This is a genomic window from Acidovorax sp. 100, from assembly GCF_003688355.1.
Taxonomy (GTDB): domain Bacteria; phylum Pseudomonadota; class Gammaproteobacteria; order Burkholderiales; family Burkholderiaceae_C; genus Acidovorax; species Acidovorax delafieldii.
Map to the genome: position 1 here is coordinate 655,908 of NZ_REFD01000001.1, position 23,075 is coordinate 678,982.

Genomic DNA, 23,075 nt, shown 5'->3' on the forward strand with positions numbered 1-23,075 from the left:
GCTTGAACCATCAGGTCGAGCGCGGGCCACCGGCCAGGGAGGGGCAGGTGACCGCAGTTGTGAGAACAGGTTCTCCAAACCGTCCATTGAAAGAACACTATGAAAAAACACGCGCTGGTGATTGCATCCCTGAGTCTGGCGGTTGCATCGATGGCCCATGCCGGCAAGGCCGAACGGGATTTTTTTGCGGCTGAGGTGACCCCTGCTCTGCAATCTGCCGCCAGCACCCTCAAACAGTCCTGCGGATGCAATGTGAAGATGGAGGTGAAGCAGGAGAGCTTCCAGACCGTGGACCACCTGCGCCAGGTGCGCTACGCGGCCGGCACCATCGTGGACAACGCTCCGCGCTACTGCAACGATGCTCCCTCCAAGGCGGCAGTGTGCAAACTCAAGACGCTGGAATTCGCCCGCACTGGCACCACCGCTTTCAAGTTTGTCGCCGGCAAGGGGGCGATCACCCTGGACGAAAGCTCTTATCCCAGCTGGGACATGTTGACCGCCGAGCTGGACAAGTAAGCGTCCCGGTTCAGCACCCAGGTCCCACCAACGCCCGGCCTGCCTAGCGCAATGCCGGGCGTTGTTGTATGCGCACGGCCGTCAGCCGCCTGAGGCAACCGGGTCGTTGGTGTTGTCACACCGGAGCATCGCTGCGCTCGCAAAAGCCATCAACGACCATCATGCTTGCGCCCACATCTGCGGCGCACCGTGTCGGCACCGGCCTTGCAACGACAATGGCCCATTCCCCCTACCGCATAGACCTGATGAAAGCTCCCCCCCGCCTGCAGTCCCTCATCGAGGAAGGCCTGATCGACACCGTGGTCCGGCAACTCATGAGCGGCAAGGAGGCCATGGTCTACGTGGTGCGCTGCGGTGACGAAACGCGCTGCGCCAAGATCTACAAAGAAGCGAACAACCGCAGCTTTCGCCAAGCCGTGGATTACACCGAGAACCGCAAGGTCAAGAACTCGCGCTCGGCCCGTGCCATGGCCAAGGGCAGCAAGTTTGGCCGGCAAGAACAAGAGGCCGCGTGGCAAAGCGCCGAGGTCGATGCGCTCTACCGCCTGGCCGCGGCGGGCGTGCGCGTGCCGCAGCCCTACAACTTTCACGACGGCGTGCTGCTGATGGAGCTGGTGACCGATGCCCACGGCGATGCCGCCCCGCGCCTGAACGATGTGAGCTTCACGCCCGAAGACGCGCGCACCCACCACGCCACGCTGGTGGCCGAGGTGGTGCGCATGCTGTGTGCGGGCGTGGTGCATGGCGACTTGTCGGAGTTCAACATCCTGCTGGCCCACCTGCCGGGCCCAGAAGGTGAAGAGGCGGGCCACGACGGCCCCGTCATCATCGACCTGCCCCAGGCCGTGGACGCTGCGGGCAACAACCACGCCCAGCGCATGCTGCTGCGCGACGTGGCCAACCTGCGCGACTTCTTCGGCCAGTTTGCCCCCGAGCTGCGCACCACCTAATACGGCCCCGAAATCTGGAGCCTGTACCAGAGCGGGCTGCTGAGCAACGAGACGCCGCTCACCGGCATCTATGCGCCCACGCATGCCGATGTGGACATGCAGGCCGTGCTGCGCGAGATTGACGACGCGCGCGACGAAGATGCAGCGCGCAGGCTGCGCATGGCGGCGGGCTGACGCCGTCTCCAACCACGCAGGGCTGTGACACCATCGCGGCCTTTTTCATTGTCGCTTGCCCGCCATGCCTTTCATCCCCATCCGCAACTTCTGCCCCGGCGACGAACCTGCATTGCGCGCCGTTTTCCATGCCTCGGTGCATGGGTTGGCTTGCAAGAACTACACCACCGAACAACTCGCCGCCTGGGCTCCACTGCACCATGACGCCCCACAGTGGGCAGAGCGCATGCGTGCCAACCAGCCCTTCATCGCGCAGGCGCAGAGCAGTGGCGCTATCGCCGGGTTTGCCGACCTGCAGGCCAACGGCTATATCGACATGTTCTTCGTGGCCCCGGCGTTCGCACGACAGGGCGTGGCCCGGGCGCTGATGGCGCACATTCACGCGCAAGCGGCGCAGCGCGGCATCACCCAGTTGCACGCACACGTCAGCCTGACCGCCGAGCCCTTTTTTGCCGCCCAGGGCTTCGTGGCGGAAGCGCGCCAGCAGGTGGAGCGTGCGGGCGTGGTGCTGCACAACGCGCGCATGGCCAAGGCCTTGGCGGCCCGCCTGAGGGATCAGTCCTGATTTGATAGCTAGTTGGGCTTATCAATCAAGCGCCAGAGGCCAATTTGGCTCGAAATGAAACCACAGCGCTGTGCCCCTGCACCTGCAGGTGCCTTACAGTAGCCGCCCCGCACACACAAACCCACCCACATACCAGCCACGACGGCTGCCACCCCATGACCAAAGACCTGGCCCGACAGAACGAACTCAAACCCATGGCCCTGTGCGAGCCCTGCCAGGGCATCCAGCGCAACTGGCGCAAGGCGCCGGGCCATGCCGAGCTGGTGCAGCGCGGCAACCGCAAGGAAGACCGTGAGGACGGCACCGTCACCATCACCCGCTACGTGTGCGACCGCTGCGGCACCGCGTGGGAGTACGAGAACGACAAGAACAACCAGCGGGCGGGCTGGTCGGTCGTGGGGCGCTGAGCGCGGCGCTGGTCACACCGGTGGCGGCCGAGCCCCGCCACCGCCATCCCGCAGCCCACGTGCAAACGCACCTATTTTGATAGCACCCAAGGCATATAGCACCAGCGCTATCGCCACAAGATCCACAAACTTCTGGTAACAACGCCTGCAGCAAGCCTTGGGCACCTTTTTGCTACCGCGGTGTCACAACGGTTTTGACGGAAAGCACCCATGCTGCATCGCCGACGATTCCTGACCCATGCCACCCGGGACCTCGCCCTGGGCGGCGCGGTGCTGCTGGTGGCGCGGGGCGCGCTGGCGCAGCCCAGCTACACCGTGCCCCTGGCCCAACTGCAGGCCATGGTGGACCCCAAGTTTCCGCGCAACGTGCCGATACAAGGCCTGTTCAACCTGAGCGTGCAGGCGCCCCACCTGCGCCTGCTGCCCGAAGTGAACCGGCTGGGCGCAGCCATGGCGCTGGATGTGGCCGGCCCGGCGCTGCGGCGCAGCCACCAGGGCAGCCTGGAGGTGGAGTTTGCGCTGCGCTATGAGGCCAGCGACCGCACACTGCGCGCCCACCAGATCCAGCTGGGGCGCATGGAGTTTCCCAGCCTGCGCCCGGCGGTGACCGAACTGCTCAATGCCTACGGCCCGCTGCTGGCCGAACAGTCGCTGCGCGAGGTCACTTTGCACCAACTGCGCCCGCAAGACACGGCGGTGTTTGACGGCCTGGGCCTGCAGCCAGGACCCATCACCGTGACGGCCAAGGGGCTGACCGTGGCGTTTGTGAGCAAGACGCCCTGACGGGCAACAGGGATCAGGCGGGCGATTTTTTCAAGTAAGGCGCCAGATACCGCCCCGTATGGCTGGCCGGGTTGGCCGCCAGCTCCTCGGGCGTGCCCACACCCACCACGGTGCCACCGCCGGCACCGCCCTCGGGCCCCATGTCGATGAGCCAGTCGGCGGTTTTGATCACGTCGAGGTTGTGCTCGATGATGACGATGGTGTTGCCCGCGTCGCGCAACTGGTGCAGCACCTTGAGCAGCAGGTCGATGTCGGCAAAGTGCAGGCCGGTGGTGGGCTCGTCCAGGATGTAGAGCGTGCGACCCGTGTCGCGTTTGCTCAGCTCCTGCGCCAGCTTCACCCGCTGCGCCTCGCCGCCCGAGAGCGTGGTCGCCGCCTGGCCCAGGCGGATGTACGACAGGCCCACATCCAGCAGCGTCTGCAGCTTGCGCGCAATGGTCGGCACGTCCTTGAAGTAGGCCGCAGCGTCCTCCACCGTCAGCTCCAGGATCTGGGCGATGTTCTTGCCCTTCCACAACACCTCCAGCGTCTCGCGGTTGTAGCGCTGGCCGTGGCAGATGTCGCAGGGCACGTACACGTCGGGCAAAAAGTGCATCTCCACCTTCACCACGCCGTCGCCCTGGCAGGCCTCGCAGCGGCCGCCGCCCGAAGACTGCGACACATTGAAGCTGAAGCGCCCCGGGCCGTAGCCGCGCTCCTTGGCGGTGTTGGTCTCGGCCATCAGCTCGCGGATGGGGGTGAACAGGCCGGTGTAGGTGGCCGGGTTGCTGCGCGGCGTGCGGCCAATGGGGCTTTGGTCCACATTGATGACCTTGTCGAAATACTCGATGCCCACGATCTCTTCGTGCTCGGCCGGCTCTTCGTGCGCACGGTGCACCTGCCGCGCCACGGCGGCATAGAGCGTGTCATTCACCAGCGTGCTTTTGCCCGAGCCCGACACGCCCGTCACGCAGGTGAGCAGCCCCACCGGGAAGTCCACCGTCACGCCCTTCAAATTGTTGCCCGTGGCACCCACCACCCGCAGCGCCTGCACGGCGCCCTGGCGCGCATGGTGCTCTGCCATGCGCTCGGCGCGGCGCTTGCTCGCCTCGGTTTGCGGAAAGCGCGACTTGGTCTTGGCCTCCACCACGGGGGCAGGCTGGTCCAGCACCGGCAGCCAGGGCGTGCGGCGCTGGGGCACGGCAATGGTGCGTGCACCCGACAGGTACTGGCCCGTGAGCGATTGCGCATTGGCGCGCACTTCGTCGTACGTGCCCTGTGCCATCACCCGCCCGCCATGCACGCCCGCGCCAGGGCCCATGTCGATCACATGGTCGGCGGCGCGCATCATGTCTTCGTCGTGCTCCACCACGATCACGCTGTTACCAATGTCGCGCAGGTGCTGCAGCGTGGCGATCAGCCGGTCGTTGTCGCGCTGGTGCAGGCCGATGCTGGGCTCGTCGAGCACGTACATCACACCCGTCAGGCCCGAGCCGATTTGGGATGCGAGGCGAATGCGCTGCGCCTCTCCACCGCTGAGCGTTTCAGCGCTGCGGTCCAGGCTCAAATAGCTCAGGCCCACGTCGTTCAAAAACTGCAGGCGCGTGGCGATCTCGCGCACCACCTTGTCGGCAATCTCGGCCTTGGCACCGGTGAGCTGCAGAGAGTGGAACCATGCGTGCGCGTCGCTCAGCGTGGCGTGGCTCACTTCGTAGATGGCGCGGGCCTGTGTGCCTTCGCCCACCTTCACATGGCGGGCCTCGCGGCGCAGGCGCACGCCGTGGCATTCGGGGCAGGGCTGGGTGCTGCGAAAGCGCGCCAGGTCTTCGCGCACCACCACCGAATCCGTCTCGCGGTAACGGCGCGCCATGTTGGGCAGGATGCCCTCGAACGGGTGCTTCTTGGTGTGCACCTTGCCCTTGGAGGCCCCGCTGTCCATGATGTAGCTGAAGGCGATTTCTTCATCGCCCGAGCCGTGCAGGATGGCGTGCTGCACCGGCGCAGGCAGCGACTCAAACGGCGCCTCGATGTCGAAGGTGTAGTGCCGGGCCAGGCTCTCCAGCATCGCAAAGTAGTAGCCATTGCGCCGGTCCCAGCCCTTGATGGCGCCGCTGGCCAGGCTCAGCGACGGGAAGGCCACCACACGCGCCGGGTCGAACACCTCGCGCTGGCCAATGCCGTCGCACGCGGGGCAGGCGCCCATGGGCGAGTTGAACGAGAACAGGCGCGGCTCCAGCTCGGCCAGCGAGTAGCTGCACACCGGGCACGCAAACTTGCTGCTGAACAGATGCTCCTGCCCCGTGTCCATCTCCAGCGCCAGCACGCGGCCATTGCCCTCGTTGCCGCCCACGCGCAGGGCCGCCTCAATGCTCTCGGCCAGGCGCTGCTGCAGGTCAGCGCGCACCTTCACCCGGTCGATCACCACGTCAATGTCGTGCTTCTCGGTCTTCTTGAGCGGGGGCAGGTTCTCGTGCTCGTAGATCTGCCCATCGACCCGAAAGCGGATGTAGCCCAGCGCCTGCATCTGCGCAAACAGCTCGGTGAACTCGCCCTTTTTCTCGCGTGCCACGGGGGCCATCACCATGAGTTTGGTGTCCTCGGGCAAGGCCAGCACGGCGTCCACCATCTGGCTCACCGTCTGCGCCGCCAGCGGCAGGCCATGGTCGGGGCAGAACGGCGTGCCTGCACGGGCATACAGCAGGCGCAGGTAGTCGTGGATCTCGGTCACCGTGCCCACAGTGGAGCGCGGGTTGTGGCTGGTCGCCTTCTGCTCAATGCTGATGGCGGGCGACAGGCCTTCGATCAGGTCCACATCCGGCTTGTCCAGCCGCCCCAGAAACTGCCGCGCATAGGCCGACAGACTCTCCACATAGCGCCGCTGGCCCTCGGCATACAGCGTGTCGAACGCCAGGCTGGATTTGCCCGAGCCCGACAGCCCCGTGATCACCACCAGCTGGTTGCGCGGAATGTCCAGGTCGATGTTCTTGAGGTTGTGCGTGCGCGCCCCCCGGATGCTGATGCGCTGCTCGCGCAGGGCGCGGGCGAGGTAGAGGCCGCTGTCGGCGGCTTGGGCATCAATGGGGGAGTGAGAGTCTGTCACGGAATGAAGTAAACAGCAGGGAAACCGACCATGATAGGTCAACCCCTGCAGCTTCGCTCACCAAAGCCTGCGTGAAACCGTCTGTGCCGCCACCCCATTACCATTACATGCCCAGTATCTTCGCCAGCGCCAAAATGCCCCATCTGACCAGCCCCCACACCCCTCATCTCCATTCACAGGTGCTCACAGTGAGTCGCGCGGAACGGGAGCAACTAGGCGGTCATGCAGGCCGGGTCGTGTGGCTCACCGGACTATCGGGTGCCGGAAAATCGACCATCGCGAATGCGCTGGAGCTAGAACTCCATCACCAGGGCAAGCGCACCTACATCCTTGACGGAGACAATATCCGTCAAGGGTTGAATCAGGATTTGGGGTTCTCCGACGCCGACCGGGCAGAGAATATCCGGCGCATTGCTCATGTAGCCCGCCTGTTTGTCGAAGCTGGCGTGATTGTGGTGGTGGCGTTTATTTCACCCTTCCGCGCTGAGCGCGAGACCGCCCGGGCTTTGTTTTCGCCAGGGGACTTTCTTGAGATATTCGTGGACGTACCCTTGGCTGTTGCCGAGGAGCGCGATCCAAAGGGCCTGTACCGCAAAGCGCGGGCGGGGCAACTTCGCCAGTTCACGGGCATTGATTCGCCCTATGAACCCCCGCTGGCGCCAGAGCTTGTGCTGGCAACAGCGCAGATCACGCCGCAGGAATGTGTGCAAAAAATCTGCAGTCTGCTGTGACTATTTGAGTTGACAACGCCTGTCCGCCCAGCCTTGGCGAGATGGCTTGGTGCCCAGGTCGCATCCAAATTTCTGCGCCATGGGCGAAAATCCCCGCTTTATCTGCCCTACAGGGCACCACCGTGCCGGAATCTCCTTCTTCATTACGGGGCGCTGCCCTGCCCCCCTTGTCGTCACCTTCATTTGGCACCGCAATGACCGCGCTGGAGCGTCGCTCCAGCGTCAGCCTGGCCCTCATTTTTGCGCTGCGCATGCTAGGCCTGTTCCTGGTGCTGCCCGTGTTTGCCCTGGAGGCACGCAAGTACCCCGGTGGCGACGATCCTGCCCTGGTGGGTCTGGCCATGGGCATCTATGGCCTGACGCAGGCAGTCCTGCAGCTGCCGCTGGGCATCGCTTCCGACCGCTTCGGGCGCAAGCGGGTGATCGTGCTCGGCCTGCTCGTCTTCGCAGGCGGCAGTCTGATGGCTGCGCTGGCGGATTCTCTGACCGGACTGCTGCTGGGCCGGGCGCTGCAGGGCGCGGGAGCCGTATCTGCAGCCGTGACCGCGCTGCTGGCCGACCAGACACGCGACAGTGTGCGCACCAAGGCGATGGCGCTCGTGGGCGGCAGCATCGGGCTGATGTTTGCCGTGGCGCTGGTGGCGGCACCGATGTTGGCTGCCCATATCGGCCTGGCGGGGCTGTTTGGCCTGACCTGTGCGCTGGCTCTGGCCGGTGTGGCCGTGGTGGTGTGGTGGGTGCCGCCCGAGCCTGCGCTGCATCGGAACGCCCCCCGGGGCCGCCTGGCCGATGTGTGGGGACACCCTGACCTGCTGCGCCTGAACCTCGGCGTGTTTGTGCTGCACACCGTACAGCTGTCCATGTGGGTGGCCGTGCCCGCGATGCTGGTACAGGCAGGACTCACCAAAGACCACCATTGGCAGGTGTACCTGCCCGCCGTGGTGCTGTCGTTTGCCGCCATGGGCGGGCTGTTTGCGCTGGAGCGTGCGGGCCGACTGCGCGCAGCCCTGCTCGGAGCCATTGCCCTGGTGCTGGTGGTGCAGGCGGGGCTGGGCCTGCTGGCGGCCAGCGGTGTGCCTGCCACGCTGTGGGTGCTGGGGCCTTTGCTGTTCGTCTTTTTCTGCGGATTCAATGCGCTGGAGGCCAGCCAGCCCAGCCTGGTGTCGCGCATGGCGCCAGCCCAGCTGCGCGGCGCCGCGCTGGGCAGCTACAACACCCTGCAGTCTCTGGGCCTGTTTGCGGGCGGTGCGATGGGTGGCGCGCTGGTGAAATGGGCTGGGGCTCCAGGCCTGTTTGCCGTGACCACGGCGCTCACGGCTCTGTGGCTGGTGCTGACCTGGCCGCTGCGGCCCGTGGGGCGTGGCGGGCACTGAACGCCACGCCGTGCCACGCCGTCAGGGCTTCCATTGCCCCCCGGTTGCGGCACAATGGCGCGTTTGGCGCCAGGAATCTCTCTCCAAATCCGGCGCTTTTATCCCTTAAAGGCAAAGACAGCACCATGGCATCCGTAAACAAAGTCATCATCGTCGGCAACCTGGGCCGCGACCCTGAAATGCGCACCTTCCCCAGTGGCGATCAGGTGGCCAACGTGACGATTGCCACCACCGACAAGTGGAAAGACAAGCAGTCTGGCGAAATGAAGGAAGCCACCGAGTGGCACCGCGTGGTCTTCAACGGCCGCCTGGCCGAAATCGCCGGCCAGTACCTGCGCAAAGGCTCGCAGGTGTATGTAGAAGGCAGCCTGCGCACCCGCAAGTGGACCGACCAGAGCGGCGTTGAAAAGTACAGCACCGAGATCCGCGCCGACCAGATGCAGATGCTGGGCAGCCGCCAGGGCATGGGCGGTGGCGGACAGGGCGGCGGACAGCAAGGCGGTGGATACGACGACGGTTACGGTGGCGACCAGGGTGGCTACGACCAGGCCCCGCGCCGTGCAGCGCCAGCGCCGCGCCCCATGGCCGCCCCCGCACAGCGCCCTGCACCCGCTCCTGTGGCACAGGCACCGCGCGCGGCCTCCGGATTTGACGACATGGACGACGACATTCCGTTCTGACAGCTTCTGGCACCGGACTTAGTCCCCAGCCCGCACCCGCAAGGTGCGGGCTTTTTTTCGTCTGTGCGCAAGGCATGCCCAACCCCACGGAAAACGTCGCCTGTGGGCGTCAAAACGTAGCAACTCGCAACAGGAGGTGCTGGGGCCTACCCGACTCACAAGCGCCAGCGCGGCCATGGAGCGATGGCTTTTACAACGGCACTCACGGGCGCCACTTCTCAGTTTTGTCCAGTTCGGCACCACCGCGACAAACCAACAATTCCTTACATTCGATACGGAAATATCAAAGATCATCGCGGTCTGGCTCGCCAAAGAGGTGCAAAACCCGGCGGCCAGCAGTTACCAAAATCAATATTTCAAACTGAAAAGAGAGAGGGTTGTGATGCCGGGGTTCGTCCGAAAGATTTTGATATTTGTCACTGGCTACGCGTGGCTCCTGCTGCTGGCGGGCCCGGGGCTCATCGGGCTGTCGGTGTACAGCGGCTGGAAGGCGGAAGACGGCCACGCCTACGTGGCGCGCGAAAGTCTGCAGACCGTGTCCGGTACCGTGACGCAGGCCTCTGAAGTCACCGTCAAGCGCAAGCGTCGTACGACCAAGAAGTACTACGAAATCACGGTCCAGCCCGACACCGCTGGTGCCGAGGCGCGCAAGCTGCGCATCGACCACAGCACGCCGCAGCAGCTGGTGAGCAACCTGATCGACGAAAAAGTCACCGCCTTGGTCGATGGCAGCGACAGCGACCTGGTCTATGAAGTATCGGCAGACGGCGCGACCGTCATCAGCTACGACACCACCAAACAGCGGCTGCAGGCCGAAGCCGCCTCTTCCGCGCAGTCCTTCAGCGGCGCAGGCACCTGGATCTTTGCCATTTTGCTCACGCTGGTGGGAGCGGCAGGCGTGTGGTCCAACCGCAAGCTGCGCGCCGCCGACGAAGCACACCAGCTGGCCGCCGCCTGACGGCCATACCCCATAAAAAGAGAGAGGGAGGGAGGGGCAGCGCCCGGGGCGCGCTCCTCCCATCGTTTGCGCCAACCTGCGCGCTCACTACGGAGGACCACACCATGAACCCCAACGCACTTTCGCCACAAACCCCTGCGGGCGCTCCGATGGAGCGGCGCGATTTCATCGTCTCCACCTACAAGCACCTGGGCGTGGCCATTCTGGCCTTTGTCGTGCTGTCGGCGGTGCTGATGGTGAGCGGACTTTCCACCGCCGCGGCCAAGATGCTCATGGCCAGCGGCAGCAAATTCCTGTGGCTGGGGGTCATGGGCGCTTTCATGCTCGTGGGCTGGCTGGCATCGCACCTGGCCGACAACTCGGACAACCCTCAGACACAGCTGATGGGCCTGGGCCTCTACGTGCTGGCGGAAGGGCTCATCTTTGCCCCGATGTTCGGCATTGCCCAGCTTTTGGTGCCCGGCGCCATCGGCGCTGCCGCCTTCACCACGCTGCTGCTGGTGGCGGCGCTCACCTGGACGGCGTTCAGCAGCAAGACCGACTTTTCGTTCCTGGGCGGCATCCTGAAGGTGGCGGGCCTGGTGGCACTGGGCACCATCATCGCGGGCGCCATCTTCGGCTTCAAGCTGGGCATCTGGTTCTCAGGGCTCATGGTGCTGTTTGCGGGCGCCTGCGTGCTGTACGACACCTCGCGCATCATCCACGACTACCCTGCAGACCGCCCCGCCGGCGCAGCGCTGCACCTGTTCGCATCGATTGCGCTCATGCTCTGGTACGTGCTGCGCATCCTGATCAGCCTGGCCACGAACGACGACTGACACGCCAGGGCACCGCCCCACAAAAAAGCCGGAGCGATCACCGCCCCGGCTTTTTTGCATCTGGAAAGAGAGTTTCAAGACAAATCAGGTGCAAGCGCTGGATTCCATTGCCCTGACAGCTATCAATTTTGAAGCATCAACGGGTCATGGCTGGCTGCACCGCCGGCGCATGGCCGGTGGGCTGCGGCAGCCCCTCCACGGCAGCAATCACGCCACCGCCCAGGCAGACATCACCGTCGTACAGCACCGCGCTCTGCCCGGGCGTCACGGCCCACTGGGCGTCCGGGAACTGCAGCGCAAAGCCGTCGGGCACGGTCTCCAGCGCGCACGCTGCGTCCTGCTGGCGGTAGCGCGTCTTGGCGGCATAGGCGCCGGGCGCCGGGGCCTGGCCAGCGCACCAGCTCACGTCCTGCGCCACCAGGCGGTGCGACAACAGCCAAGGGTGGTCGTGACCTTGCACCACCCGCAGCGTGTTTTTCTCCAGGTCCTTGCGGGCCACGAACCAGGGCTCGTGCGCGCCGCCACCGCGCTGGGCGCCTTTTTCCTTCACGCCCCCAATGCCCAGGCCCTGGCGCTGGCCCAGCGTGTAGAAACTCAGGCCCACATGCTGGCCCAGCTTGCGTCCCCGGTCGTCCAGAATGGGCCCGGGCGCATGGCTGATGTAGCGGTTCAGAAACTCGCGGAAGGGCCGCTCACCAATGAAGCAGATACCGGTGGAATCCTTCTTCTTGGCGTTCGGCAGGCCGATCTCCTCGGCAATGCGGCGCACTTCGGTCTTGTGCAGCTCACCCACGGGGAACAATGTCTTGGACAGCTGCGCCTGGTTCAGGCGGTGCAGAAAGTAGCTCTGGTCCTTGCTCGGGTCCAGGCCCTTGAGCAATTCATGCAGGCCCGTGGCCAGGTTGTGCCGCACGCGGGCATAGTGGCCGGTGGCGATCTTCTCCGCACCCAGGCGCATCGCGTGGTCCAGGAAGGCCTTGAACTTGATCTCGGCGTTGCACAGCACATCGGGGTTGGGTGTGCGGCCGGCCTGGTACTCGCGCAGGAACTCGGCAAACACCCGGTCCTTGTAGTCGGCCGCGAAGTTCACATGCTCGATCTCGATGCCGATCACATCGGCCACAGCGGCGGCGTCCACGAAGTCGATGTTGGACGAGCAGTACTCGCTGTCGTCATCGTCTTCCCAGTTTTTCATGAAGATGCCGACCACCTCATGGCCCTGCTTTTTGAGCAGGTAGGCGGTCACGGCCGAGTCCACGCCGCCGGAAAGGCCGACGACAACGCGCTGTTTGGTAGGGGAAGTCATTGCCCCCATTGTATTTTTGATGCCGCCGGAGCACTGCGCGGGCGCGCAGAACGCGTAGCCACGAGCAGGTCATACAGCTGCTGCGCGGCGGGCGACAGGGTTTTGCCCCGGCGCTTGATCAGCCCCATCTGCCGCGTGACGATGGGCTCCACCAGCGGAATACTGACCAGCGTAGGGTGGTCCTTGCCCGGCATGGCCAGGCTGGGCACGGCCGCCACGCCCAGGCCTGCCTCCACCAGGCCGAGCAGCGTGGTCACGTGCTTGGCCTCGTACAGGCACTGGGGCCGGTCGGGCACGTTGGCGAGCGCCAGGTCCATCAGCAGGCGGTTGCCCGAGGTCTTGCCCACCGACATGAAGTCGTGCTGGCCCAGCTCGGCCCAGCTCACCTTCTTGCGGCGCGCCAGCACATGGTCGCGCCGGCAGGCCGCCACAAAACGCTCGGCCAGCACGGGTTTGAACTCGATCTCGGCCTCCTGGCTGCCGATGAAGTTCAGGCCGAAGTCCGCATCGCCCTGCGCCACGGCCACCAGCACCTCGTTGGCGCTGGCGTCGTGCACCTTGACGCGGATCTTCGGAAACCGCTCGTGGTAGCGCTTGACCACCTGCGGCAGGAAGTAATACACGGCCGAGGGCACGCAGGCAATCGTGACCTCGCCCATGCGCCGCGCGGCCACATCGCCCAGGCCCATGAGCATGCCGTCCAGGTCGTCCAGCCACACGCGGGTCTTGCGCGCAAAGTCGCGCCCCACGGCTGTGAGCGTGACACGGCGCGTGGTGCGGTCGAGCAGGCGCACACCCAGGGCTTCTTCGAGCTTGTCGATGCGACGGCTGAACGCAGGCTGCGACAGGTGGATGGCCTCGGCGGCCGCACGAAAGCTCTGCAGCTCGGCCACGGCCGCAAAGGCCTGGATGTCGGCAAGGTCGAATTTGTTGTTCATCGCGGCGTCCTTCCAGTGCGCTTCGGGGTGTTTTCAGCGTTGCAAGCCGTGCATCAAACGATCGGAACATTGCAATTCACGGCCGTGATTGGAGCATGTACAAGCCGCGTTAGCCTATTGCACAGCATGCATCAATCGTTGCCAACAATGCAATTCACAGATCATCGAAGGCGTCGCACCATGCCGACCCATGAGCACCAACATTCCTTGCGTTCTGATGCGTGGCGGCACTTCCCGGGGGCCGTTCTTCCTGGCCGACTGGCTGCCGCGCGACCCCGAAGCCCGCGACCGCACGCTGATTGCGGCCCTGGGATCGCCCCATGAGCTGCAGATCGACGGCCTGGGCGGCGGCAACTCGCTGACCAGCAAGGTCGCCATCGTCTCGCGCTCCACGCAGCCCGACTGCGATGTGGACTACCTGTTTGCCCAGGTCAGCGTGCAGGAGGCCCGCGTGGACACACGCCCCAACTGCGGCAACATGCTGGCCGGTGTGGGGCCCTTTGCCATCGAGCAAGGGCTGGTCCCCGCAGACCGCGAAGGCCAGACCACCACCGTGCGGGTCTACAACGTCAACACCTGCTCCCGCATCGACGTGCAGGTGTGCACGGCGGGCGGCCAGGTGCACTACGACGGCGATGTGCGCATCGACGGCGTGCAGGGCACGGCAGCCCCCGTGCTGATGAACTTCCTGGACGCCTGGGGCGCCGTCACCGGGCAGATCTTTCCCACCTGCCAGCGCATCGACACCATCCAGGGCCTGCAGGTCACCTGCATCGACGCGGCGCAGGTAATGGTGCTATTGCGCGCCGCCGACCTGGGCCTGCGCGGCGACGAGACACCTTCCGAGCTGGACGCCAACACCGCCTTGCTCACCCGCATCGAGGCCCTGCGCCTCGAAGCAGGCCAGCGCATGGGCATGGGCGATGTGACACACAGCGTGCTGCCCAAGCCGGTGATCGTGTCGCCGGGCACATCACCAGGCAGCGTGGTGTCGCGCTACTTCACCCCCCACCAGTGCCACCGCTCGCATGCCGTGACGGGCGCGATTGGCGTGGCGGCGGCCTCGGTACTGCCGGGCACCGTGGCCACCGACGAACGGCATGCACCCGCCGCCGGGCTGCGCCGCGTGGAAGTGCAGCACCCGGCAGGCCGCATCCAGGTGGAGGTGGAGCTCAGCGAGGTGGATGGCCAGTTCAAGCTGGCGCAGGCCGCGCTGGTACGCACCGCCCGAAAGATTCTGGAAGGCACGCTGTTCGTGCCCGAAAGCGCCCCCGCGCACTGAGCGCTCGTCAGGGCGCCGCTTGCGCAGCGCCCTTCCAACGATTCCAACCATTACGACAGGAGACAAACCATGACCCGTTCCATTCACTCCACCACGCGCCGCACGGCGCTGGCCACGGCTGCGCTGGCGCTCGCGTCCAGCGCCTTCTGGGCCACCGGCACCGCCCATGCGGCCTATCCCGACAAGCCCATCACGCTGGTCGTGCCCACCGCCGCCGGGGGTGGCAACGACGGCATGGCGCGTGTGGTGGCCATCAAGCTCTCCACCCTGCTGGGCCAGCAGGTCATCGTGGAGAACAAGGCGGGGGCCAATGGCGCCATTGCGGCCGAATACGTGGCCCGTGCGGCACCCGACGGGCACACCATCTTGTTCGGCTACATCGGCACCCACGGCATGAGCCCCGCACTGCAGAAGCTGCGCTACGACCCCATCACGCAGTTCGAGCCCATCGGCATGGTGAGCTATTCGCCCACGCTGATGGTGGTGAATCCCAAGGTGCCCGCCAAGACCGTGAGCGAGCTGGTGGCGCTGAGCAAGGCCAAGCCCCACGACTTCAACTACGCATCGGCCGGCAACGGCACGGCCCCACACTTCTCGGCGGAAATCTTCAAGCTCGAAAGTGGCGCCCAGATGGCCCATGTGCCCTACCGGGGCGCAGCACCCGCCATGAACGACACCATGGCCGGGCAGACGCAGGTGATGTTTCCCAGCCTGTTCTCGGCCTACCCGCACGTGAAGGGCGGCAAGCTGCGCGCCCTGGCGCTGGCCGGGCCCAAGCGCTCGTCGCTGCTGCCCGATGTGCCCACGCTGGAGGAGGCTGGCATCAAGGGTGTGGAGATCACCCAGTGGTACGCCTTGTTCGCACCCGGCAAGACGCCTCGCCCGGTGATCGACCTGCTCAACAAGACCTTGAACACCGCACTGGCCGACAAGGACGTGGTGCGCCGCATCGAGGAACAAGGCGCAGTGGTGGACACCAGCACGCCCGAGCAACTGGCCCTGACGGTGAAGCAGGAACTCGCCAAGTGGAAGGGTGTGGTGGTCAAGGCCCAGCTCACACCCGATTGAGCCCCTGCGAAGAAGGCTCTGGGAAATAGAGGGAGAGGGGCGCCACCGCCCCTCAGCGGCACACATGCCCGCATTTCAACAAGAGGAGACAACCATGAAAACGAAGATGGCAGCGGCCTGCGCTGCATTGGTCGGCCACTGCGCGATGGCACAAGGCACTGATGTGACGCTGTACGGCGTGGTGGACCTGGGCCTGCGCAACGGCAGCGGCCTCACTGCATCCAACGCGCCCACGGCCGGCTCCAGCCGCAGCCTGGGCAGTGGCATCCACACCACCAGCCGCTGGGGCCTGCGGGGCAGTGAAGACCTGGGCGGCGGCGCCAAGGCGCTGTTCAACCTGGAGAGCGGCCTCAACGCCGACTCGGGCGCCCCGGCCAACGCCACGAAATACTTCGACCGCGCATCCTGGGTGGGCCTGCAGGGCGGCTGGGGCACGCTGGCCCTGGGCCGCCAGACCACGACGCTGGCCGACGCCATCTCGCCCGTGGACCCATTGGCCATGCGCTTTGCCAGCTTCAACCCCAACATCGGCGTGACGGCGCTAAGCCAGCATGGCTTGGGCATCGAGTACGGCAGCGCAGGCGCCAACTCGGGCTCGTACCGGCTGGACAATTCACTGAAGTACACGGGCCGCTTCGGCGGCTTCACGGCGCGTGCCATGTGGGGCATAGGCGAGGTCGCATCGCAGGCTTCGGCCTTGTCGTCACACGGCGTGGGCCTGGCCTGGGCTGCGGATGGCTTCGTGGTATCCGGCGCCTACCAGAGCTTCAATGACACCAACAAACGCACACTGGACGCCACCACATTGGGCGCCGCGTACCAGTGGGGCAGCGTGCGCCTGGCCGCCAATGCCGGCCGCAACAAGGCCGAGACAGCCGCAGGCCGCTTCACCGTGCAGCGCGTGTTGTCCGCCGGCGGCACCTGGGCGGCCACGCCGTGGGTGGACCTGACAGCGGCCTACTACAAGGTGGACCGCTCGCGCACCGGTGCGGCCGACGACGGCTACGGCCGCCTGGTGGCGTTTGCCGAGTACAAGCTCTCGCGCCGCACCAAGGTGTATGCCGAGCTGGACAACACCCGCTGGCGCAACGGCTTCCAGGGCGCGGCGAACAAGGCCACGGCCACCGGCATCTCGGCCGGTGTGGTGCACACATTCTGAGCAGACCTTAAACAAACTTGCCGATGATGCCCCCGTCCACCACCAGTTCGGTGCCGGTCACGTAGGCAGCGGCATCGCTGGCGAGGAAGGCGCAGGCATGGGCCACGTCCCAGGCCGTGCCCATGCGGCCCATGGGCACCTGGCGGGCACGCGCAGCGCGGGCCTCATCGAGGCTGGTGTCCGAGAACATCTTCGCCACCGTGGTGGCAATGCGCGGCGTGTCGATCAGCCCCGGCACCACGGTGTTGGCGCGCACGCCCTGGCCCGCGTACTGCTGCGCCACCATGCGTGTGAAGTGCGTGACGGCCGCCTTGGTCACGCCATAGGCCAGGTGCGGGTAGCCGAGGTAGCGCATGCCCGCGATGGACGAGATCGCAATGATGGAACCCCGCCCACGTTCCACCATGGCGGGCAGCACCTGCTGGCAGGCCAGCAGCAGGCTGTTCACATTGACGGAATGGATGCGGTCGAAGTCTTCAACGCTCGTCTCCAGCGGGCCGCCGGTCTTGCCGATGCCCACGTTGTGGTGCAGCACGTCGATGGCGCCGCCAAAGCGCTCGCGCGCCTCGGCAAACAGGCGCTGCACATCGGCCGCGTCCGCCACGTCGCCCACCAGCGTGGCGGCCGTGCCGCCCTCGGCGTGGATGAGCGCCGTGGTCTCTTCGGCCGAAGCTGCGTCGCGGTCCGCCACACACACGATGGCGCCCAGGCGCGCGTAGGTCACGCAGGCCGCGCGGCCAATGCTCCAGCCCGGGCCGGCAGACCCGCCCCCAGCCACGAACACCACGCGGCCCGACAAATCGAGCGGCAGGGCGGGAGGATGGCCTGGCTGCGCGCTCATGCGTCCGTGCCCTGGCCGGCACTGCCGCCGACAAAGGGTATGGCGTGCTCCACCGTGTCCCAGATGAAGCGGCCCGAGGGGCTTTGCTGCTCTTCCACGATGTGCGCCACCAGCCCGGCCGCGCGCGAGATCACGGCAAAGCCGCGCATCACGGCCGTGGGCACGCCGATCTCGCCCAGCAGCGCGGCCACCGCGCCGGTGGCGTTGATGGTGATGGGGCGGCCAGCCACCTCATCCACGGCCTGGGACAGCGTCTCCAGCGCACGGATCTTGTCGCCCCGCAAATCGGGCTCGGCGCGGCCCATTTCGAGCAGCTTGTAGGCCCGCGGGTCCACGGGCTTGTGCAGGTGGTGGCCAAAGCCGGGCACGGGGGATTTGAGGCCCTTGTAGTGGCGCGCGATGGCGAGCGCTTCCGCCTCAGGGTCTTGCGCCGCTGCAATGCGGTCGAGCAGGCCCGAGCAGTTCTCCATGGTGCCCACAAAGGAGCTGCCCACGGCCAGCAGGCCCGCGCTCACGGCGCCCTGCAGGTTCTCGGGCGCGCTCATGTAGATGAGCCGCGTGGCAATGGCGCTGGGCGTGAGGCCGTGCTCCATGAGCACGATGAGCACCACGTCGGTGATGCGCAGGTCCACGCCGCGCGGCGTGCGGCCCAGGATCTGCATCAGCATCACTTCGGTGAAGGTCTTTTTGCCCATCAGGTCCTCGACCAGGTCCGCATCGCGGTAATGCAGGCTGGTGAGGGTGTGGGTGCACAGGCGGGTGACGGGGGTCTTGGAAGCAGTTTGGGTCATGAGATGGGTTCCTTCGTTCAGGCAGTGGCCGTACCAGCCAGGGCCGCATCGCGCACGGCAGACTTGAGCACCTTGCCCACGGGCGAGCGCGGCAGGCTTTCGTGAAAATGAATGCGCTTGGGGGTCTGCACCGGGCCCAGGCGTTCGCGCACAAAGGCGATCAGCTCGGCCTCACTCGCGTGCTCGCCGGTGCGCAGTTGCACGGCGGCTTGCACGGTCTCGCCCCATTTGTCGTCGGGCAGTCCGAACACGGTGCATTCGTGCACAGCAGGGTGCTGGCCCAGCGCGTTCTCTACGTCCACGGGGTAGACGTTGAAGCCGCCGGTGATCACCATGTCCTTGAGCCGGTCCTTGAGGTAGAGAAACCCCCGCTCGTCGATCAGGCCCCGGTCGCCGGTGTGCAGCCAGCCGTTCACCAGGGTCTCGGCCGTCTTCTCGGGCAGGCGCCAGTAGCCGGTCATCAGCAGGTCGCCGCGCGCCACCACCTCGCCCACTTCGCCCGGAGGCAGCAGGCGGCCATCGGGCGCCATGATGGCCACGTCGCTGAACCAGGTGGTGCGGCCCACCGAGGCCAGATTGCGCTCGTCCTCGAAATCCTCGGGGCACAGCACGGTGAGGATCTGCGGCGCCTCGGTCTGGCCGTAGGTGGTGCCCAGCACCGGGCCGAAGAACTCGCGCACCTGGCGGATCTTGTCGGGCGGCATAGGGGCACCGCCGTAGATGAGCCGGCGCAGGCGCGGAAAGTCCGCGCACGACGCGCCGGGCAGCGCCATCAGCATGTAGACCAGCGTGGGCGGCATGAAGCACACGGTGCCGCCGCGCTCGCGGAAGGCCGTGCGCACCGCCTCGGCGCCCGCGCCCGCCAGCACCACGTGGCAGCCGCCCTGCGCCAGGATGGGCAGGATGTACGTGGAGGTGCCGTGCGTGATGGGCGCGGCCACGATGTAGCGCTCGTGCTCGTCAAAGCCCCAGGCATGGATCTGGTTGGTGATGTTGGCCATCCACGCGCGGTAGGGCTGCATCACGCCCTTGGGCGCGCCCGTGGTGCCGCCGGTGAATTTGATGGCCTGGGTGGCGTCGTCCGGCAGATCCAGCTGCGGGCGGGGTGCGCCAGCGTGCGCAGCGGCCAGGCTGGCCAGGGTTGCGGCGCCCTCGGCGGCCTGCACCCCAGTCAGCACGCGGGCGCCGGCTGCGCCTTCGAGCAGGTCGGCGCACGCGGCATCCAGCACCAGCAGGGTGGGCTCGGTGGCGTCGATGATGCGGCGGATCTCGGGCCGCGTGCTCTTGGGATTGAGCGGCACCCACACCTTGCCGCAGGCCAGCACGGCCAGCAGCGCGGCGATGTGGTCGGCGCTGTTGCCCGCGCAGATGCCCACGCGGCTTTGGGGCGTGGGGTCGATAGCGGTGAAGCCCGCCGCGAGCGCGGCCACGCGGGCGGCCAGCGCGTCGTAACGGATGGCGCCCTCGGGCGCGTCGATGGCAATGCGGTCAGGCCAGCGCTGGGCGGCCCGCCAGAAGAAGTCGATGGGGAACATGAAGGCAGGGAGGTTGTGTGGGTGATCTGTTACTCGGCCGATGCGCCGGACTCTTTCACCACTTCACGCCAGCGCTTGATCTCGGCGGAGGCAAACTGGCGCATCTTGTCGGGGGCGCCGCCGTCGGGCGTGGCGGCCAGCTCCTGCAGGCGCGTGCGCACCTCGGGCTGGGCCAGCACCTTGTTCAGGGCTGCGTTGACTTGCTCGACCACGGCGCGCGGCGTGCCCGCCGGTGCGGCCAGGCCAAACCACGACTGCACGTCAAAGCCCGCGTAGCCCGACTCGGCCAGCGTGGGCACATCCGGCAGCAGGGGCGAGCGCTGGGCGCTGGTGATGGCAATGGCGCGCAGCTTGCCCGCCTGCACGTGCGGCAGGGCCGACGGGGTGTTGTCGAACATCGAATCCACCTGGCCGCCCAGCAGGTCGGTGACGGCGGGTGCGCTGCCCCGGTAGGGCACGTGCAGCATCTTGAGCTTGGACTGCATCTTGAACATCTCGCCAGAGAGGTGGATGGACGAGCCGCTGCCCGAGGACGCAAACGTGATGCCGTCCTTGGACTCCTTGGCGTAACGCACGTAGTCGGCCAGGTTCTTGATGGGCAGCTTGGGGTTGACCACCAGGATGTTCGGAATCTTGGCGATCATGCCGATGGGCTCGAAGTCCTTGACCGGGTCATAGCCCAGCTTGGGGTACAGCGTGGCGTTGATGGTGTTGGCGATGGTGTAGACGTAGAGCGTGTAGCCATCGGCCGGCGCGCGCGCCACGGCCTCGGCGCCCACGTTGCTGTTGGCACCGGCGCGGTTGTCCACCACCACGGGCTGGCCCAGCTGGTCGCCGAGCTTGACGGCCACCAGGCGCGCAATCACGTCCGTGGCACCGCCCGCCGCATAGCCCACCACCAGCTTGACCGGCTTGGTGGGCCAGCCGGACGCATTGGGCTGGGCCTGCAACGGCATGGCAGCGCCGCAGGCCAGGGTGGCCGCCAGCGCCAGCAGGGCACGGCGTGGCCGGGATGGCGAAGCTTTGCGCTGACCCAGCGCGGCGGGGGTGTGTGGGCTCATGGTGTCTGTCTCCGTTGGTTCTTGGAAAAATGCCGTCTGGACGCCCTGCGGCACACTGCGCACTGGTGGCGTTGACCAACAAATTCTTTCCCATGCCCTCCCGACCTGCGAATTCAAACGTCCGGCAGCCGGACGAACGTGCGAGTGCACACACCCCCGACGAGCCGGTCGAAGACCCCGGCAGCCGCACGCTGCGCCGCGGCCTGCTGGTGCTGGACGCCGTGCTGGCCCATGGCCGCGATGGCGCGCGCGTGGTGGACCTTTGCCGCGCCGCTGCGCTGGAGCGGGCTCCCGTGTACCGGCTGCTCGCCACGCTGATGGAGAGCGGCTACGTGGCGCAGCGTGGGCGCTTTCGTTACGTGGCGGGCCCGCGCCTGGCCGCCCTGGCCGAGCCCCCGGGCCAACCCAACCTGGCCGTGCGCCTGGCGCCTGTGCTGGAACGCGTGAGCCGCGCCTGTGGTGACGCAGCCTTTGCCATCGTGCGCGAAGGCCCCACTTCGCACTGCATTGCACGCCATGTGGGCACGCACCCGGTGCAGATCCTGGTGATCCAGGTGGGCACGCGCCAGCCGCTGGGCGTGGGCGCGGCGGGCCTGGCGCTGCTGGCGGCGCTGCCCGATGCCGAGATGCAGGCCTGCATCGACGCCAACGAGCAAGATCTGCCGCGCTACGGCGGCATGACGCCCGAGCGCCTGCAGATCCTGGTGCGCGCCACGCGCGAGCGCGGCTGGTCGGTGGTGGGCAACCATGCCACGCAGGGCGTGCTGGCGGCTGGCATGGCCGTGCGCAACGCGGCGGGCGAACCCGTGGCAGCGATCAGTGTGGCATCGACCGTGGACCGCATGCCGCGCGAGCGCCAGCAGCTGATTGCGCGCTGGATGCGCGAGGCGCTGTCGGCGTTTTTGCCGCATGGGGTTTGAGCGCTTGAAACTATCAAAATGATAGCCACTCAGACATATTGCACTAACGCTTCCTGCTGTTTTCACTCCAATGCTGGCGCCAAGCCGTCTTGTGCAACCATCGAGGGACCCCGAGGCCCCCGATGGAACTGAGACAACTGCGCTATTTCGTACGTGTGGTGGAGCAAGGCTCCATGAGCCGCGCTGCGCTGGACCTGGACGTGGTGCAGTCCGCGCTCAGCCAGCAGATCACGCGGCTGGAGAGCGAGCTGTCCACGCGCCTGCTGCAGCGCACGCCGCGCGGCGTGACCCCCACCGAGGCAGGGCTGGCGTTCTTTCGCGAGGCGCAACTCACCCTGCGCCACGCCGACCAGGCGGTGCGCGCGGCGCAGCAGGCGCGGCTGTCGGGCACCGTCACCGTGGGGCTGGCGCCCACCACCTCGGGCGTGCTGGGCCTGCCGCTGATGCAGGCAATGCGCACACGCTACCCCGACGTGCGGCTGCACATGGTGGAGAGCATGTCGGGACACCTCACGGCCATGCTGCATGCGCGTGAGCTGGACCTGGCCGTGCTGTTCGACACCCGCCTGCACCAGGCGCAACAGGCCACGGGCGCGCGCCGCTGGGACATGGCGCCGCTGCTGGAGGAAGACCTGTTCCTCATCTGCGCCCATGACCGACGGGAGGGCCCCGGCACCCCCCGTGGCCGGCAGCTGCCGGAAACCATCACCGTCGCCGAGCTGGGGCAGGAGCCGCTGATCCTGCCCACCGGCCCACACGGCCTGCGCAGCACCCTGGACACGGCCTTTGCCCGCGACCGCGTGGTGCCGCATGTGGTGCTGGAGGTGGACTCGCTTGCCATGGTGATGGCCGCCGTGGATGCGGGCCTGGGCTCCACCGTGCAGCCCTGGGCCGCCATGGGCCGCTACCCAGATGCGGCCGAGCGTTTTCAGTGCGCGCGCCTCACCGACGCGCCCGCGCGCCGCGTCAACCTGCTGTGCAGCCTGCCCGACCAAGAACTCTCGCCCGCCGCGCTGGCCGCTCGCGTGGTGCTGACGGATTGCGTGCGCGAACTGGTGATCACCGGCCAGTGGTTTGGCACGACATGGATCGGCGGGCAGGACACCAGCGCCTGAGCCGCCACCCCGCAGCCATCACGAT

21 protein-coding genes and 2 pseudogenes are annotated in these 23,075 nt (G+C 66.7%); 15 read left to right on the top strand and 8 right to left on the bottom strand.

All coding sequences use genetic code 11. The annotated features are described in order from the left end of the window. Positions 1-99: 99 nt before the first annotated feature. The 5 genes and pseudogenes from C8C96_RS03110 (at position 100) to C8C96_RS03130 (ending at position 3,395) form a co-directional block, all read left to right on the top strand. Positions 100-516, top strand: coding sequence for a hypothetical protein (locus tag C8C96_RS03110; protein ID WP_121941392.1), 417 nt, complete (start codon positions 100-102; stop codon positions 514-516). 245 nt (positions 517-761) lie between these two features. After that, positions 762-1,640, top strand: a pseudogene (locus tag C8C96_RS03115) (PA4780 family RIO1-like protein kinase). Between the two features lie 64 nt (positions 1,641-1,704). Continuing rightward, positions 1,705-2,205, top strand: a complete 501-nt coding sequence (locus C8C96_RS03120) for a GNAT family N-acetyltransferase (protein ID WP_121941393.1) — start codon at positions 1,705-1,707, stop codon at positions 2,203-2,205. Positions 2,206-2,360: 155 nt separating this feature from the next. After that, entirely contained in the window at positions 2,361-2,612 is a 252-nt protein-coding gene (locus C8C96_RS03125) for a hypothetical protein (RefSeq protein ID WP_056056666.1), read from the top strand. 210 nt (positions 2,613-2,822) lie between these two features. Then, on the top strand, positions 2,823-3,395 hold the full coding sequence (locus C8C96_RS03130; protein WP_121941394.1) for a DUF1439 domain-containing protein: 573 nt from the start codon (positions 2,823-2,825) through the stop codon (positions 3,393-3,395). A gap of 13 nt (positions 3,396-3,408) precedes the next feature. Here C8C96_RS03130 and uvrA read toward each other — a convergent pair whose 3' ends face one another. Next, positions 3,409-6,474, bottom strand: a complete 3,066-nt coding sequence (gene uvrA / locus C8C96_RS03135) for an excinuclease ABC subunit UvrA (protein ID WP_121941395.1) — start codon at positions 6,472-6,474, stop codon at positions 3,409-3,411. 134 nt (positions 6,475-6,608) lie between these two features. On the opposite strand from uvrA, the gene cysC reads away from it, so the two are divergent. The 5 genes from cysC to C8C96_RS03160 all read left to right on the top strand — a co-directional run bounded on the left by cysC (position 6,609) and on the right by C8C96_RS03160 (position 11,034). Beyond that, the gene (gene cysC / locus C8C96_RS03140) at positions 6,609-7,205 is read left to right on the top strand and encodes an adenylyl-sulfate kinase (protein ID WP_121943849.1); all 597 of its coding nucleotides are present in this window, start codon (positions 6,609-6,611) and stop codon (positions 7,203-7,205) included. A gap of 194 nt (positions 7,206-7,399) precedes the next feature. Beyond that, on the top strand, positions 7,400-8,578 hold the full coding sequence (locus tag C8C96_RS03145) for an MFS transporter (RefSeq protein ID WP_056742744.1): 1,179 nt from the start codon (positions 7,400-7,402) through the stop codon (positions 8,576-8,578). A gap of 125 nt (positions 8,579-8,703) precedes the next feature. Next, on the top strand, positions 8,704-9,258 hold the full coding sequence (gene ssb / locus C8C96_RS03150) for a single-stranded DNA-binding protein (protein WP_056056677.1): 555 nt from the start codon (positions 8,704-8,706) through the stop codon (positions 9,256-9,258). Between the two features lie 382 nt (positions 9,259-9,640). Next, positions 9,641-10,216 (top strand): hypothetical protein, encoded by a 576-nt coding sequence (locus C8C96_RS03155; protein WP_056742742.1) that lies wholly within the window; start codon positions 9,641-9,643, stop codon positions 10,214-10,216. Positions 10,217-10,320: 104 nt separating this feature from the next. After that, positions 10,321-11,034, top strand: coding sequence for a Bax inhibitor-1 family protein (locus C8C96_RS03160; protein WP_121941396.1), 714 nt, complete (start codon positions 10,321-10,323; stop codon positions 11,032-11,034). Positions 11,035-11,170: 136 nt separating this feature from the next. Here C8C96_RS03160 and mnmA read toward each other — a convergent pair whose 3' ends face one another. Together mnmA and C8C96_RS03170 are read right to left on the bottom strand one after the other, a co-directional pair. Then, complete coding sequence (gene mnmA, locus C8C96_RS03165) at positions 11,171-12,340, bottom strand: tRNA 2-thiouridine(34) synthase MnmA (protein ID WP_121941397.1); 1,170 nt, start codon at positions 12,338-12,340, stop codon at positions 11,171-11,173. Then, positions 12,337-13,278: a LysR family transcriptional regulator gene (locus tag C8C96_RS03170; RefSeq protein WP_056742734.1), complete on the bottom strand. Its 942-nt coding sequence runs from the start codon at positions 13,276-13,278 to the stop codon at positions 12,337-12,339. Before C8C96_RS03170 ends, mnmA begins: the two co-directional genes overlap by 4 nt. 190 nt (positions 13,279-13,468) lie before the next feature. On the opposite strand from C8C96_RS03170, the gene C8C96_RS03175 reads away from it, so the two are divergent. From C8C96_RS03175 to C8C96_RS03185, 3 genes are all read left to right on the top strand, one after another. Further along, complete coding sequence (locus tag C8C96_RS03175) at positions 13,469-14,560, top strand: 4-oxalomesaconate tautomerase (protein WP_121941398.1); 1,092 nt, start codon at positions 13,469-13,471, stop codon at positions 14,558-14,560. A gap of 69 nt (positions 14,561-14,629) precedes the next feature. Next, positions 14,630-15,628: a tripartite tricarboxylate transporter substrate binding protein gene (locus C8C96_RS03180; RefSeq protein ID WP_121941399.1), complete on the top strand. Its 999-nt coding sequence runs from the start codon at positions 14,630-14,632 to the stop codon at positions 15,626-15,628. Positions 15,629-15,722: 94 nt separating this feature from the next. Next, positions 15,723-16,787: a porin gene (locus tag C8C96_RS03185; RefSeq protein ID WP_233584141.1), complete on the top strand. Its 1,065-nt coding sequence runs from the start codon at positions 15,723-15,725 to the stop codon at positions 16,785-16,787. 7 nt (positions 16,788-16,794) lie between these two features. On the opposite strand, the gene C8C96_RS03190 is transcribed toward C8C96_RS03185, so the two are convergent. The 5 genes and pseudogenes from C8C96_RS03190 to C8C96_RS03205 form a co-directional block, all read right to left on the bottom strand. Continuing rightward, on the bottom strand, positions 16,795-17,628 hold the full coding sequence (locus C8C96_RS03190) for an SDR family NAD(P)-dependent oxidoreductase (RefSeq protein WP_121941401.1): 834 nt from the start codon (positions 17,626-17,628) through the stop codon (positions 16,795-16,797). Next, positions 17,625-18,419 carry a citryl-CoA lyase gene (locus C8C96_RS03195; RefSeq protein WP_121941402.1) on the bottom strand — a complete coding sequence of 265 codons (795 nt, stop codon included), beginning with the start codon at positions 18,417-18,419 and terminating at the stop codon, positions 17,625-17,627. Before C8C96_RS03195 ends, C8C96_RS03190 begins: the two co-directional genes overlap by 4 nt. 17 nt (positions 18,420-18,436) lie before the next feature. Then, positions 18,437-18,949: a class I adenylate-forming enzyme family protein gene (locus C8C96_RS25385; protein ID WP_370107383.1), complete on the bottom strand. Its 513-nt coding sequence runs from the start codon at positions 18,947-18,949 to the stop codon at positions 18,437-18,439. Continuing rightward, positions 18,926-19,954: pseudogene (locus tag C8C96_RS03200) on the bottom strand (class I adenylate-forming enzyme family protein); the annotation flags it as partial. The pseudogene C8C96_RS03200 and the gene C8C96_RS25385, both read right to left, overlap by 24 nt. Positions 19,955-19,983: 29 nt before the next feature. Beyond that, entirely contained in the window at positions 19,984-21,015 is a 1,032-nt protein-coding gene (locus C8C96_RS03205) for a tripartite tricarboxylate transporter substrate binding protein (protein ID WP_121941404.1), read from the bottom strand. Between the two features lie 92 nt (positions 21,016-21,107). On the opposite strand from C8C96_RS03205, the gene C8C96_RS03210 reads away from it, so the two are divergent. Next, positions 21,108-21,935 (top strand): IclR family transcriptional regulator, encoded by an 828-nt coding sequence (locus C8C96_RS03210; RefSeq protein WP_121943850.1) that lies wholly within the window; start codon positions 21,108-21,110, stop codon positions 21,933-21,935. Between the two features lie 122 nt (positions 21,936-22,057). Next, positions 22,058-23,050: a LysR substrate-binding domain-containing protein gene (locus C8C96_RS03215; protein WP_121941405.1), complete on the top strand. Its 993-nt coding sequence runs from the start codon at positions 22,058-22,060 to the stop codon at positions 23,048-23,050. The last annotated feature ends 25 nt before the right edge of the window (positions 23,051-23,075 follow it).